Origin of the sequence: Bradyrhizobium sp. Mp19, from assembly GCF_029952935.1 — a bacterium.
GTDB classification, from domain to species: Bacteria; Pseudomonadota; Alphaproteobacteria; order Rhizobiales; family Xanthobacteraceae; genus Bradyrhizobium; species Bradyrhizobium elkanii.
In genome coordinates, this window is the sequence record NZ_JASAUT010000004.1 from 61,598 (window position 1) to 76,611 (window position 15,014).

Sequence of the window (15,014 nt, forward strand, 5' to 3'; positions counted from 1 at the left end):
ACTCCCCGGCCTCTTGGAGTGCCCCGCAATGCCCGCCCCCCTCACATTCCCCATCTCCATGTCCCGGCCTACAATGGCATCCCGATTCTCGCTTGCTGCCAGGCTGTACTCGACGTTTGCGCTGATTGCGGCGCTGACCGCGGCCATCACCTTCCTGTCCGAATACAATGCGCGGCGTAATGCCGAGCTGACCGAGGCCGTCGACCTCGCAAGCCGTGCCGCACTCAATGTCGAGCGGGTCAATTCACTGGTCTACGCCGTGGTGATGGAATCCCGCGGCATCTACATGTCGACCGATCCGGCAGCGGTGAAGAAATACGGCGACGGGCTGCTGGCGTTCAACGAACGCATTCTCGGCGTGGTCAAGAACTGGGAAACGCTGGTGCAGGCCGACGACGCCGCCCAGTTCGCGGTGTTCAAGAAGCGCATCGAGCAGTTCATCGATTTCCGCAAAGAGCTGGTACGCCGCGGCATCGAGATCGGCGCCGCAGCCGGGCGGGAGTGGGGCGACAACGACGCCAACCGCGACGTGCGCACCGCGCTGAACAAGGATCTCGAGGCGCTCTCCAAGGTCTATGCCGAGCGCAGCAAGAAGCTGGCGCGGGAGACCGACACCAACCGCACGATGGCGCTGGTGCTGACCGGTCTCGGCGCCGCGGCCTTGATTGTGGTGGTACTCGGCGTGCTGATCATCGCCCGCTCGGTGGCCCGGCCGCTGTCGCAGATCACCACGACGATCAAGCGCGTCGCCGAGGGCACCGACCATGTCGAAGTACCGCATGTCGGGCGCAGCGACGAGATCGGCGCACTGGCACGCGCCATCAAGGTCTTCCAGGACGCGATGGACCGCAATCGCAGCCTGAACGCGCAGGTCGTACAGGAGTCCGAGGCGCGCGACGCGCGCGGCCGGCATATCGAGACCTTCGTCGAAGCGTTCCGTGGCACGATCGGCGAGGTGCTCCGCGCGGTGCACGACAACGCTGCGACAATGCGTCAAACCGCGCAGACCATCGCAACCGTCGCGTCGGACGCCAGCGGCCGCGCGGTGGCTGCGGCAGGCGCCACCGAACAGGCCTCGAGCAACGTCTCCGCGGTGGCGGGCGCAGCCGAAGAACTCTCCGCCTCGGTCGAGGAGATCGGCCGCCAAGTCAAGCAATCGTCCGGCGCCGTCGATCAGGCCGGTGCGCGCACCGACCGCTCGATCACCGAGATCGAGGGCCTCGCCGCCACCACCCAGCGCATCGACGGGGTGCTGAGCCTGATCCAGGCGATCGCCGAGCAGACCAACCTGCTCGCCCTCAACGCCACCATCGAAGCCGCCCGCGCCGGCGATGCCGGCCGTGGCTTCGCCGTCGTCGCGCACGAGGTCAAGGCGCTGGCCGGCCAGACCGCGAAGGCAACCGCCGAGATCAGCGAGAATGTGGGCCTGATCCAGGCCTCGACCCGCAACTCGGTGGCCGCCGTGCGCGAGATCGGCCAGGCGGTACGCGAGATCAGCAACGTCACCGCGAACATCGCGAGCGCGATCGGCCAGCAGGACGCGGCGACGCGCGAAATCTCCGCCAATGCACAGATGGCCGCCCAGGGCAACGAGACCCTGGTTACCAATGTCGGCTCGCTCCGCGACGATATGGACCAGACCAGCAAGGCGGCGGAATCGGTGCTCGCGGCCTCAAACGATCTGACCGCAACCGCCGAGACGCTGTCGCGCGAGGTCGAGCAGTTCTTCCGCAACCTGCGCAGCGACGCGGCCGACGGCCTGCAGCGGACCGGAACCTGAGCGGATCCCGCGATGTTGCGAGGCCCTTCGACAGGGCCCCGCGGCATCTGGATGGTTAAGACTCTCCCAACGCACGGACGCAAATTGCGTCCGCTTCAGGTCGCATTTCTCAATTTGATGCCTCCATAGAAAGCGTCACTGCGCGGGAAAGTGGAAGCGAGCAATGAACGGGCTTTTGCCAAGGCCGAAGGCGGTGCCGACCAAACGGCTCCTTGCGCTCGGGATCGGCCTCGTTCTCTGCTTTTCGGCGATCTGCGCATCCATTCTCTGGGAGATGGCGGGCAAGGACTATCGGCATGCGAAGGAAGGCGCGACCAACCTCGTCGCCTCCATCGCCAGCGAGATCGACCGCAACATCGACCTCTACGACCTCTCGCTCCAGGCGGTCGCCGACGGCGTCAAGCTGCCGGAGCTCGGCAAGATCAGCCCCGAGCTTCGCCAGGTCGTGCTGTTCGACCGCGCCGCCACCGCCAAGGATCTCGGCTCGATCCTCGTGCTGAATGCGGCGGGGGACGTCACGCTCGATTCCAGGACCTTGACGCCGCGGGCCGCAAATTTTGCCGATCGAGACTTCTTCCGGGCGCATCAGACGCGAGCGGACAGCGGCCTGTTCATCAGTGCTCCGTGGATTACTTCTGATGGCGAATATCTGATCAGCCTCAGCCGCCGCATCAACAATGACGACGGCTCCTTTGCCGGCGTGGTCGCGGGCAGCATGCGGCTCAGCTATTTCCACAATCTGTTTCGCAAGCTGAACTTCGGCTTCGGCGACAGCATGGCGCTGTTCAACAGCGATGGCGTCATACTGATGCGCGCACCGTTCGACATTAGCAAGATCGGGCAGAGCATCAAGGAATCTCTGGTCTTCAAGCAGTTTCCGGCACGACAATCCGGCTCCTACATCACGAAATCGATCGTCGATCATGTCAGCCGGCTCTATGTTTTCCAGGCGGTCGGCCACAATCGCCTGCTCATCGCCGAGGGTCTCGCGCTCGACGGCATCTATGCCGACTGGTGGCAGCAGGTCTGGCTGATCGGCAGCGTGGTTGCAGCACTCTGCGGCTTCTCGATCGTCCTGATGTTCTACCTGGTGGCCGCTCTCAAACGGCGGGCCGCCGCGGAAGACCGGCTCGCGCACCTCGCGAGCACGGATGCACTGACAGGCCTCGCCAACCGCCGCCGGCTCGACGATACCCTTGACGTCGAATGGCGCCGTGGCATGCGCGCAAAGGCACCGGTCTCGCTTCTGATGATCGACGTCGATCATTTCAAGATCTACAACGACACGTACGGGCATCAGGCCGGCGACGCCGTGCTCACCACCGTGGGACGGTGCATCGCAAGCAGCGCCAAGCGTGCAACCGATCTCGGTGCCCGCTATGGCGGCGAGGAGTTTTCGGTGTTGCTGCCCGGCATCGGCAAGACGGGCGCCCTGGAAATTGCCGAACGGATTCGTGCCAAGCTGGCGGCTGCGCGGGAATCCGAGCCTGAGTTGCCGACCGTCAGCATCGGATTGTCGTGCCTCGTCCCGGACCACGAGCGCACGTCGCGCGATCTGCTCAAGGCCGCAGACCTCGCGCTCTATCAAGCCAAGCGTGAAGGCCGCGACCGCGTCATCGTCAGCCCGATCGGGTGGGACAAATCGGGCAAGCGGCACGTCGCCTGATCGCGATCGCATTGGCGCGGTCGAGCGCGCCGCGCGCCCATCCCGGCTCACTCCACCGGCAGCACGTCGACCGCAACGGCGAGCTTTTGCTTGCGCGCGCCGACGATGACGCCGTCGACCGGCGAGACGTCGGCAAAGTCGCGGCCGATGGCGAGAATGATGTGGTCGCTCCCGACCATCAGATCGTTGGTCGGGTCGAACCCGACCCAGCCAAGCGCGCTGCCGCACCAGACCGAGACCCAGGCATGGGTGGCGTCCGCGCCCTGCAGCCGCGGCTGGCCCGGCGGCGGGATGGTGCGCAAATAGCCGCTGACATAGGCCGCGGGCAGGCCGAGGCCACGCAGCCCTGCGATCATCACATGGGCGAAGTCCTGGCACACGCCGTGGCGCTTCTCGAACACGTCGCGAAGCGGCGTCGAGATCACGGTCGCCTTGGGATCGTATTTGAAGTCGTTGCGGATACGGCGCATCAGGTCGGCCGCACAGGCAAGGATGCCGCCACCGGGCAAAAAGCTCGCGGAAGCGTAGGCCGTCACCCGCCGCAGCACCGGCACCAGCGCGCTGGCAAAGACGTAGCCGACCGGCGAGTCCGCATCGAGGCTCAACGCCTCGAACGCGTTGTCACGCACGTCCTCCCAGGGCGGGCTGGCGGCGTCGCGCGCCGGCGGCTGCCGCGCCACCGAGACCCGCGAGCGGGCATCGATGCGCAGACTGCGATGCGCGGTCTCGATCAGGACGCTTTCCGTGAGCGTGCCGAAGAAGTCGCGCCTTGTGGTGCGCTCCGCCGGCCTCGGACGGATCTCGACCGAATGCGAAATCAACTGCTGCCCGTCGCCGCTGATCGGCTCCAGCCGCAGCGAACACCGCGCGAAACTGACCTGGGTCTCGTAGCTGTAGGTCGTGACGTGACGGATGTCGTAGATCACGCCAACCCCGTGAGCTTCTCCGGCCGGCTGGCATTCGGTCCGTGCGGGAAGTAATGCAGCCCGATCGAGTCGGCGAGGTTGAGCAGATCCTGCTCCAGCGCGAACAGCGTCTTGACGTCGAGGCTCGAGGCTTCAGCCGTTGTGAGCATCGCCTCGACCGCGACGGCGAGCCGCTGCGGCCGCTCGATCAGGCCATGCTCCTTCAGGCTCGGCAGCGCGGCGATATGCTCGTTCAGCGCCGCGACCTGGAATGCGACCGAGCGCGGATTGTAGGGGTCGAGCACCGCCAGATCGCGCACCGGTGCGAGCAGCGGCTGCACCAGATAGCGCGAGCGATAGGTGATCTGGCAGTCGACCAGCGTGAGCAGAACGTCGAGATCCTCGTCGCCGGCTTCGTCATAGGCGAACTGACGGGCAAAGCGCGTGGTGTTGACGGCGCGCTCGGCGCGGCGGCCCATCTCGAGGAAACGCCAGCCGGCGGCGCGGTTCATGTTTTCCTGTGCAAGGCCGGCGAAGCTTGCGAGCTCCTGCAGGGTCAGCTCCGCGGCGCTGACGACGCCGTCATCGTCATGAACCTCGATGGCGAGCCGATCAGCCATCTCGGTGATGACCTGCCAGGCGTCCGGCGACAGCCGCTCGCGGAGCGAAGTCGCCGTGCGCTGCGCCGATCGCACCAGCGACAGCGCCGAGCCGAATTTCTCCTCGCTCTGCAGCGCTTCGAGCGCGACCCTGGCGAGATTGGCGCGCGCGGTCTGCGAGGCCGCGCCCCAGGCGACCAGCATGCGCTGGATGCGCTCGGCCGAATGCATCGCCGGCGCCGCGCCGTTCGAATTCGCGCGCGCGGGATCGCGCAGCGGCGTGCACAGGGCGCGGATCAGCCGGATGGTGGCCTCGGCGCGCTCCAGATAGCGGCCGAGCCAGAACAGATTGTCGGCGGCACGGCTCGGCAGCACGCCCGCAATGCGGCGGATGCGGACGGTGTCGCCCGCCGGCAGCAAGGTCGAGGTCGCAACGGCCCTGTCGGAGACCACCCAGACGTCGGCGGACACCGCGCCATCGCCCATCGACACCGCGCGCGCATCGGCCCGATCGGCAATCCGGCAGAAGCCGCCGGGCAGCACGGTCCAGCCGTTCGGCGTCGCCGCCGCAAACACCCGCAACACGAATGGACGCGGCGCGATGCGGCCGTTCTCCCATACCGGCGTGGTCGACAGCCGCACCAGCTCCTGACCGACATAATCGATGCCGCGATGGCTGATCGCATCCTTCAGGCGGTCGCGGTCCGCGGCCGACAATTCGCCCGGCAGCACCGGTCCGTTGCCGGGAAAATCCGCAACGCCGCGGCCATAGGCGCCTTCGATCGCGAAGTCGTCGAGCCGCGACAGCACATGCTCGCGCGCGGATTTCTGGCCGCACCACCAGGTCGCGATGTGCGGCATCATCAGATCTTCAGAGAGCAGGCGCCGGCACAGATTGGGCAGGAAGCCGAGCAGTGCCCTCGCCTCCATCACGCCGGAGCCCGGCACGTTAGCGACCACGACGCCGCCCTTGCGCAGCACCTCGACGAGCCCGGGCACGCCGAGATAGGAGGACGCGTCGAGCTCGAGCGGATCGAGCATGTTGGAATCGACCCGGCGCAGCAGCACGTCGAGCCGCTTCAATCCGGCAACGGTGCGGATGTGGATGCGGTCGCCGGAGACCGCGAGATCGTCGCCCTCGACCAAGAGGAAGCCGAGATAGCGCGCCAGCGTGGCGTGCTCGAAATAGGTCTCGCTGAACGCGCCGGGCGTCAGCAAGCCGATCCGCGGCTCGTCGCGGTCAGCGCTGGCGCGCAGTGAGTCGCGGAACGCCTCGAAGAACGGCGCGACCCGCTCGACATTCATCGACTTGTAGAGATTGGAAAAGGCGCGCGACAGCACCAGGCGGTTTTCCAGCGCATAGCCCGCGCCCGACGGCGCCTGCGTGCGATCGCCGAGCACCCACCAGCGGCCGTCGGGCCCACGGCCGATGTCGGCGGCATAAAGATGCAGATAGCGGCCCCCCGGCGGCTTGATGCCGCTGACCGCGCGCAGATACTCGCTGCTGCCGGCAATCGCCGCCGCGGGGATGGCGCCGTCGGCAACAAGGCGGCCCTCGCCGTAGAGATCGGCCAGCACCATCTCCAGAAGCTGCGCGCGTTGCGCGACGCCGGCGGCGAGCTGCCGCCAGTCGGCCGCATCGATGATCAGCGGCAGATGGCTGAGCGGCCAGATCCGGTCCGACGTATCGCCGGGCGCGCGATAGGTGACGCCGGCCTCATGCAGATGGCGGTCGGCGGAGGCGAAGCGGCGCTCGATATCGGCCGGCGACAGCGCGGCAAAGGCGTCGAAGAAGCGCGCCCAGGCCGGCCGCGGCGCGCCGTTGTCGGCAATATACTCGTCGGGAATGCCGGGCAGCCGGACATAGTCGCGGGTCCACTGCGCCATCCGGCGCTGACCGGGACGGGCCCTGCTCTCCTGACTGCTGCCTTGACTATTGCCTTGGCCACCCGATGCGGTCATTCCACTTCCCCTTGACACAATTAGTGCAGGAGCGGCGTCCGCAAGTCGAGGGTCAAGGGAAACTCAATTGTGCGTTCCTCCGGCGGCGTCTCGATCTTGCCGGGGGTGTGGCCATGCTCCTGGAAGCGCGCCAGCCGCCGCGCCTCGGCCTCGTAGGAGTTGACCGGCTTGGTCTCGTAGTTGCGGCCGCCGGGATGGGCAACATGATAGACGCAGCCGCCGAGCGAGCGGCCGTTCCAGGTGTCGATCAGGTCAAACGTCAGCGGCGCATGCACGGGGATGGTCGGATGCAGACCGGAGGCCGGCTGCCAGGCCTTGAAGCGGACGCCCGCGACCGCCTCGCCGGCGCGGCCGGTCTCGGTCATCGGCATCCGCCTGCCGTTGCAGGTGATGACATGGCGCCCCTCGACGAAGCCGGTCGCCTTCACCTGGAGACGCTCGACCGAGGAATCGACGTAGCGCACGGTGCCGCCCGAGGTGCCCTCCTCGCCCAGCACATGCCAGGGTTCGAGCGCCTGGCGCAGCTCGAGGCCCACGCCACCATGATGAACGCGGCCGAAGGCGGGGAAACGGAATTCAAGCTGCGCCCGGTACCATTCCGGTTCGACGTCGTAGCCGGATTGCTTGAGCTCGGCGAGCACGCCGAGGAAATCCTCCCAGAGGAAATGCGGCAGCATGAAGCGGTCATGCAGCGCGGTGCCCCAGCGCACGAACTTGCCCTGCTGCGGCTCGCGCCAGAGCTTTGCGATCAGCACGCGGATCAATAGCTGCTGCGCCAGCGACATCCGCGGGTCGGGTGGCATCTCGAGCGCGCGGAATTCGACGAGGCCGAGCCGGCCGGTCGGACCGTCGGGCGAATAGAGCTTGTCGATGCAGATCTCGGCGCGATGGGTGTTGCCGGTGATGTCGACCAGGATGTGCCGGAACAGGCGATCGACCAGCCACAGCGGCGCGTCCATGCCCGGCGGCGGCACGTGCGACAGCGCGATCTCCAGCTCATAGAGCCCGTCATGCCGCGCCTCGTCGATGCGCGGCGCCTGGCTGGTCGGGCCGATGAACATGCCGGAAAACAGATAGGACAGCGACGGATGCCGCTGCCAATACAGCACGAGGCTCTTCAACAGATCCGGCCGGCGCAGGAACGGTGAATCCTCCGGCTTGCTGCCGCCAACCACGATGTGGTTGCCGCCGCCGGTGCCGGTGTGGCGGCCGTCGATCAGGAAACGGTTGGCCCCTAACCGCGTCTTCGCGGAGTCCTCATAGAGGCCAAGCGTGATGTCGACGGCCTCGCGCCAGCTCTGTGCCGGCTGCACGTTGATCTCGATCACGCCGGGGTCCGGCGTCACTTTGATCACCTCGATGCGCGGATCGAAAGGCGGCGCGTAACCCTCGACGTGCACCTGCAGCTGCAGCTCCTCGGCGGCGGCTTCGATCGCTGCGATCAGGTCGAGATAATCCTCGACCTTTTCGACCGGCGGCATGAAGGCGCACAGCACGCCGTCGCGAACCTCGATCGACATCGCGGTGCGCACCGGCAGCGGCTCGGGAATCTCCTTCAATGCCCGCTGCAGCTCTTCGGAGAGCACGTCGCGCGGCGCCATCGGATCGCGCTCGACGACGTAGGGATAATCGTCCGGCGGGACATATTCGAGCGAGGAGATCGGAAGCCGCAAGCCCAGCGGGGAGTCGCCGGGCGACAGGAACAGATGGCTGCGCCGGATCTTCCAACGCTCGCTGCGCCAGCGTGCCGGCAGGCGATCGCCAAGTGGCGTCCAGCGCTGGATCGGCAGCACGTAGCCTTTCGGTGTGGTCAGGCCCTCGTCGAACACCCGCGCAAGGCGCGCGCGCTCTTCCGGATCGGTCAGTTTGGAATTCGCAGGGGTCACATTGGCCGGCAGGCCGGCCTCACGCTGCAGCCAGAAGGCGGGATCTTCATAGGCGGGCATGGCATAATCGGCGCTGAGACCGAGCCTCGCTGCAGTCGCCTCGACGAAACGTCTGGCTTCCGCGATCTCGGCCTTGCGCGAATTCTCGATGCCAGCGATCAGCTCGGCATTCATCCAGATCGGTTTGCCGTCCTTGCGCCAGTAGAGACCGAAGGCCCAGCGGGGCAGGCTCTCGCCGGGATACCATTTGCCCTGGCCGTAGTGCAGCAGGCCGCCGGGCGCGAACCGGGTGCGCAGCTTGCGGATCAATTCATCGGCGAGCGCGCGCTTGGTCGGACCGACGGCGGCGACATTCCACTCCGGCGATTCCAGATCGTCGACCGAAACGAAGGTCGGCTCGCCGCCCATGGTCAGCCGCACATCGTCCTTCTTCAGATCGACATCGACCTGCTCGCCGAGCCGGTCGAGCCGCGCCCAGGATTGATCGGAGAACGGTTTGGTGATGCGCGGCGCCTCGCCGATCCGCCTGACGCTCATCTCGAAGCCGAACTCGACATTGGCAACGCCCGCGGTGCCGGTCACCGGCGCGGCCGAACGGTAGTGCGGCGTGGCGCAAACCGGGATGTGGCCCTCGCCCGTCAGCATGCCGGAGGTGACGTCGAAACCGATCCAGCCCGCGCCCGGCAAATAGACCTCGGCCCAGGCATGCAGGTCGGTGAAATCGCTCTCGACCTCGCGCGGACCCTCGAGCGGATCGATGTCCGGCCGCAGCTGAACCAGATATCCAGAGACGAAACGCGCGGCGAGCCCGAGGTGGCGCAGCGTCTGGATCAAGAGCCACGCCGAATCGCGGCAGGAGCCGGAGCCCGCGGCCAGCGTCTCCTCCGGCGTCTGGATGCCGGCCTCCATGCGGATGACGTAGCCGATCTTCTTCTGTAGCTGCGCGTTCAGCTCGACCAGGAAATTGACGGTGCTGTCGGCTTGGCGCGGAATCTCCTTGAGGTAAGCCGCGAGCAATGGCCCGGGCTCATCGGTCTCGAGATAGGGCGCGAGCTCGGTCTTGAGATCGCCGGGATACTCAAGCGGAAAGCTGTTGGCATAGGGCTCGACGAAGAAGTCGAACGGATTGACCACCGTCATGTCAGCGGTGAAATCGACCTCGACCTTGAGCTCGGTGGTCTTTTCCGGAAACACGTAGCGCGCCAGCCAGTTGCCCTGTGGGTCCTGCTGCCAGTTCACGAAGTGATTGGCGGGCGTGACCTTGAGCGAATAGCTTGTGATCGGCGTGCGCGTATGCGGCGCGGGCCGAAGCCGAATGGTCTGAGGCCCGAGATCGATCGGCCGGTCGTATGTGTAGTGCGTGACGTGATGCAGTGCGACCGATATCGACACGGACCGAGGGCTCCAGCAGCTTTTTTGAGCAGAACACTGGTTCCGGTCGACATCAAGCACTAACAACGGGCACGGGGTGCCCAAGGTAAGGGCGTGATCAGTAGCCCGGATGGAGCGAAGCGCAATCCGGGGTCTTCATCCGCAGTAAAAGTCCCGGATTGCACGGAGCCTGTCATCGGGCGCGCATTCGCGCGACCTCGTTGGCTTCATCCTGCTACGCGATTGCTAGCGGCCGATCGCGCCGGATACCTGCGAGGCAAGCTGCTCGGCGAGCGTATGATAGCCCTCGGGGGTCAAATGCACACCATCGGACTGATGGGGGAGTCCACCCAGCATCCCGTTCGGGAGCATGATTACCGCGATGCCACGGGCGCTGAGGCGACTTTGAATATCCGCTGTCCGGTCAGGGCTGCCCTTGCGTCGATCATTGCCGCCTGGCTGCAAGATCACCGCACGGGTCCCGTTCGGGACGGCGCGGTCCAGGCGTTGCAGCATCCCTTCCGTGGTGTCGCCATTGATGCCGGCATTTACAACGCGGACGTTCAATCCCTTCGCCCGCAAGATCGCTTCGAGCTGCGCGGGATAGGCCTGGTTGCGCGCCACGCCTTTGCCGTAGGTATTGCTCGCGCCAAGCGCGACAATGGTTGCGGCGTCAGCCGAGCCGGCGCCGAGACTCAAGGCGGCGAGAAATGCGATGCATCCAACAATTCCCAGCCGACGCGCACCCATGATTCCTCCGACCCGTCCGTAGTCCGGATGGAGCGTAGCGTAGTGCGGGAAGCTTCTTTCGCCAACGTACTTCCTTGTCGTCCCTGCGAAAGCGGGACCCATAACCACCGGCCGTGGTGATACGGAAGGTGTCTGCCACCGCCTTTAATCGATAGATCACGCGGTATGGGTCCCGGCTTTCGCCGGGACGACAGCGAGAATGCGGCCTGAATTGTAGCTCCTAAGCCTGTAGCCCGGATGGAGCCAACGGGTCGCGCGAATGCGCGCCCGATGACAGGGTCCGCGCAACCCGGGAAGGCTGTTCGGTAAAGGTTGTCGTCCCTGCGAAAGCAGGGACCCATACCGCGTGATCCAAATGATGAAAGACGGTGGCAGACACCTTCCACATAACCACGGCCGGTGGTTATGGGTCCCTGCTTTCGCAGGGACGACGCTGGAGTACAGGCTATATCGCAGCCTCTCTCACATCGTCGCGCCCAGCACCCACGGCGCGAATTCGGCGCCGCCGAAATCAAAGCTCTCGCTCTTGGTCGGCTGACCCGAGGCGGTCTTGAGCATGAGGTCGAAGATGCGCTGGCCGCATTCCTGCACGCTCTCCTTGCCGTCGAGGATGGTGCCGCAATTGACGTCCATGTCGTCTTCCATCCGCTTGTACATCGGCGTGTTGGTGGCGAGCTTGATCGACGGCGCGGGCTTGCAGCCGAACACGCTGCCGCGGCCGGTGGTGAAGCAGACGAGGTTGGCGCCGCCGGCGACCTGCCCGGTCGCGGCGACCGGGTCGTAGCCGGGCGTGTCCATGAACACAAAGCCCTTCTTGGTGACGGGCTCGGCGTAGTTGAGGACGTCGACGAGATTGGTGCTGCCGGCCTTGGCCATCGCGCCAAGCGACTTCTCCAGGATGGTGGTGAGGCCGCCGGCCTTGTTGCCGGGACTCGGATTGGCGTTCATCTCGGCGCCCTCACGCTGGGTGTACTCCTCCCACCAGCGCATCAGGCCGACCAGCTTCTCGCCGACCTCGCGGCTGACGGCGCGGCGAGTCAGCAGATGCTCGGCGCCATAGGTCTCCGGCGTCTCCGAGAGGATCACGGTGCCGCCGTGACGGACCAAGAGGTCGCTCGCCGCGCCGAGCGCCGGATTGGCCGACACGCCGGAATAGCCATCCGAGCCGCCGCATTGCAGCGCCACGGTGAGCTCGCTCGCCGGCACCGCCTCGCGCTTGACCTTGTTGGCATCGGCGAGCGCTTCCTTCACGAAGGCAACGCCGGCTTCCACCGTCTTGCGGGTGCCGCCGACCTCCTGGATGTCCATCGCGCGCAGCCGGCCCGCAAGCTTCTGCTCCTGCATCAGGCCGCCGATCTGGTTCACCTCGCAGCCGAGGCCGAGCACGATGACGTTGGAGAAATTGACGTGACGCGCATAGCCGCCGAGCGTGCGGCGGAGCAGCGCCAAGGGCTCGTCCTGGGTCATGCCGCAGCCGGTCTTGTGGGTCAGCGCGACGACACCGTCGACATTCGGGAAATCGGCGAGCGGATTGTCGCCGGTGAACGGGTTCTTCTTGAACATGTCGGCCACGATGCCGGCGACATGGGCGCTGCAATTCACCGAGGTGAGGATGCCGATATAGTTACGGGTGGCGACGCGGCCGTCAGCGCGGCGGATGCCTTCGAACGTCGCCGGCAGATCGAAGTTCGGCACCGGCTTGACGTCGACGCCATAGGCATAGTCCTTGGCGAAATCGCCCATGCCGCAGTTCTGGGTATGCACGTGCTGGCCGGGCGCGATCGCCTGGGTCGCAAAGCCGATGATCTGGCCGTAGCGCCTGATCGGCTCGCCTTGCGCGATCGGCTTGATCGCGACCTTGTGGCCGGCCGGAATGCGATCGACCGTCGTGACGCCCTCGGTCACCTCAAGCCCCGGCGGCAGGCTCGCGCGCGCGATCAGGACGCTGTCGTCGGCGTGCAGGCGGATCACTTGTGCCGAGGCCATGGGAGTTCTCCTTCGTCTTTTCTTCACCTCTCCCCGTCCTTTACGGGGAGAGGTCGGATCGCGTCGGCGATCCGGGTGAGGGGCGAGGCACAATGTCACTTACAACGATGGTGCTCGCCGGATAGAGGCCCCTCACCCCAACCCTCTAAGAGCCAGCTTCGCTGGTCTCGACCCCGTGAAGAACGGGAAGAGAGAGAGGATCAGCTTACGCCTTGCCGCCGGACTTCTCGCGGGTCGCGTTGACCTGCATCTTGGCGTAGACCTGCATCAGGCCGACCTCGTTCGACAGCGTCACGAGCTTGAAGCCCATGTTGATCGCGCGCACCGCGCCGTCGGCGCCCGAGCAGTGGATTCCCGGATTGAGGCCGCGCTTGCCGCACTCCTTGATGATCTTCTCATAGATCTTGAGGATCTCCGGCTCGTCGCGATCGAGCTTCGGCACCAGGCCGTAAGAGAAGCCAAGATCGGACGGGCCGATATAGACGCCGTCGATGCCTTCGACATCGAGGATCGCCTCCATGTTCTCGACCGCGGTCTTGGTCTCCATCATCGGCAGCAGCACGATCTCGTCGTTGGCGGTCTGCTGATAGGTGCCGGCCGAGCCGTACATGCCGGCGCGGATCGGGCCGTTGGAGCGTACGCCCTTCGGCGGATACTTGGCGTAGGAGACGAGGTTCTTGGCTTCCTGCGGTGTGTTGACCATCGGGCAGATCACGCCATAGGCGCCGCCGTCCAGCACCTTGCCGATGATGCCAGGCTCGTTCCAGGGCACGCGGACCATCGGAGTGACCGGATGGGCGTGCATCGACTGGAAGCATTGCACCATCGACTGATAGTCCTGCACACCATGCTGCATGTCGACGGTGACGCTGTCGAAGCCACACTGCGCGATCACCTCGGCTGAAAACCCGGAGGGAATCGCGAGCCACGCGTTCACCACCGCCTTGCCGGATGCCCAGACTTGCTTGACCTTGTTTGCCATTGATCGCGTTTCCCTTTGCGGTTTATTGGGGGACGAGCCTTCAGCTGGTCGCCCGCTGGATAGAAACTTCGCTGACGCCGACTTCGCGCGCGGTATTCACTATCGCCGCCCAGGTGTCGTCAGGCAAGGGGATGCCGTTCCTGGTGCGATCGGCACGGGTTTTCCGCTCGGGATCGCCCGGAACCAGCACGGAATCTGTTCCCGCGATCGGCTTAGTGGCGCGGATGAAATCAGTGTAGCGGGTGATTTCGCCATCGAAGAAATTGCTGGTGTCGATCACTTTGGGGTCGATGTAGAACGCCATCATGCCGTTGGCGAAGCGCCGGTCCGACGACGTCGCACCGGTGCCGGTCAGCGCGCCGCCGAGCAGTTCGCAGATGAAGGCGAGACCCGAGCCCTTGTGATCGCCGAAGGCGCGGATCGCGCCAGTTCCCTTGGTGTGGTCGCGCGGTCCGTCCGGCGTGTACGGACCATACAGCACGTGCGGATCCTCGCTCAGCGTGCCGTCGGCATCGACGAGCGCGCCGATCGGCAGCTTCTTGCCGCCGCGGCTTGCCACCAGGCACTTGCCCTCGGCGACAACCGAGGTCGCAAAATCGAGCACGATCGGATCCTGGCCCTGACGCGGAATGCCGACGCAATACGGCGCCGTGGACAGGCGCTTCTCGACGCCGCCGTAAGGCGCGACCAGCAACGAGCCCGCCGCGGTCACGAAATGAATTGAAACAAGACCTTCAGCGGCGGCCATCTCGGCCCAGTCGCCGACGCGGCCGAGATGGCCGGAGTTGCGCAGCGCGACCGCGGCGAGCCCCGCCTTCTTGCACTTCTCGATGCCGAGCTTGACCGCAACCGGCGTGACGGTCTGGCCATAACCGAACTTGCCGTCGACCACCGCGAGCGACGGCGTGTCGACCACCACCTCGGGAGTCTGGTTCGGCACGATCGAGCCCATCTTCTTCCACCTGACATAAACAGGCACGCGGATCACCCCGTGGCTGTCGTGACCTGTAAGATTCGCGGTCGTCAGATAGGTCGCAATGCGCTTCGCCTCTTCCGGAGAGGACTCCGAATGGGAAAACACCTCGGACACGAAGTTGATGAGGTTATCGACCTTGATGGTGACCATG

At 65.7% G+C, this 15,014-nt stretch carries 9 protein-coding genes; 2 read left to right on the forward strand and 7 right to left on the reverse strand.

Annotated features, from left to right (window positions below; all coding sequences use genetic code 11):
* Window positions 1-73 precede the first annotated feature (73 nt).
* Both QJT82_RS06875 and QJT82_RS06880 read left to right on the forward strand, forming a co-directional pair.
* Complete coding sequence (locus QJT82_RS06875; protein WP_028338702.1) at window positions 74-1,780, forward strand: methyl-accepting chemotaxis protein; 1,707 nt, start codon at window positions 74-76, stop codon at window positions 1,778-1,780.
* Between the two features lie 163 nt (window positions 1,781-1,943).
* Entirely contained in the window at window positions 1,944-3,446 is a 1,503-nt protein-coding gene (locus tag QJT82_RS06880; RefSeq protein WP_028338703.1) for a sensor domain-containing diguanylate cyclase, read from the forward strand.
* A gap of 47 nt (window positions 3,447-3,493) precedes the next feature.
* On the opposite strand, the gene QJT82_RS06885 is transcribed toward QJT82_RS06880, so the two are convergent.
* The 7 genes from QJT82_RS06885 to QJT82_RS06915 form a co-directional block, all read right to left on the reverse strand.
* Window positions 3,494-4,372: a transglutaminase family protein gene (locus QJT82_RS06885; protein ID WP_028338704.1), complete on the reverse strand. Its 879-nt coding sequence runs from the start codon at window positions 4,370-4,372 to the stop codon at window positions 3,494-3,496.
* Window positions 4,369-6,912, reverse strand: coding sequence for a circularly permuted type 2 ATP-grasp protein (locus tag QJT82_RS06890; RefSeq protein WP_028338705.1), 2,544 nt, complete (start codon window positions 6,910-6,912; stop codon window positions 4,369-4,371). The genes QJT82_RS06885 and QJT82_RS06890 overlap by 4 nt, the downstream gene beginning before the upstream one ends.
* 20 nt (window positions 6,913-6,932) lie before the next feature.
* The gene (locus QJT82_RS06895) at window positions 6,933-10,190 is read right to left on the reverse strand and encodes a transglutaminase family protein (RefSeq protein WP_028338706.1); all 3,258 of its coding nucleotides are present in this window, start codon (window positions 10,188-10,190) and stop codon (window positions 6,933-6,935) included.
* A gap of 225 nt (window positions 10,191-10,415) precedes the next feature.
* Window positions 10,416-10,919 carry a GDSL-type esterase/lipase family protein gene (locus tag QJT82_RS06900; protein ID WP_028338707.1) on the reverse strand — a complete coding sequence of 168 codons (504 nt, stop codon included), beginning with the start codon at window positions 10,917-10,919 and terminating at the stop codon, window positions 10,416-10,418.
* 462 nt (window positions 10,920-11,381) lie between these two features.
* Window positions 11,382-12,905 carry an altronate dehydratase family protein gene (locus QJT82_RS06905; RefSeq protein ID WP_028338708.1) on the reverse strand — a complete coding sequence of 508 codons (1,524 nt, stop codon included), beginning with the start codon at window positions 12,903-12,905 and terminating at the stop codon, window positions 11,382-11,384.
* Window positions 12,906-13,110: 205 nt separating this feature from the next.
* Window positions 13,111-13,887, reverse strand: a complete 777-nt coding sequence (locus tag QJT82_RS06910) for an aldolase/citrate lyase family protein (protein WP_028338709.1) — start codon at window positions 13,885-13,887, stop codon at window positions 13,111-13,113.
* 40 nt (window positions 13,888-13,927) lie between these two features.
* Window positions 13,928-15,013, reverse strand: coding sequence for a malate/lactate/ureidoglycolate dehydrogenase (locus QJT82_RS06915; protein ID WP_028338710.1), 1,086 nt, complete (start codon window positions 15,011-15,013; stop codon window positions 13,928-13,930).
* Window position 15,014 lies beyond the last annotated feature (1 nt).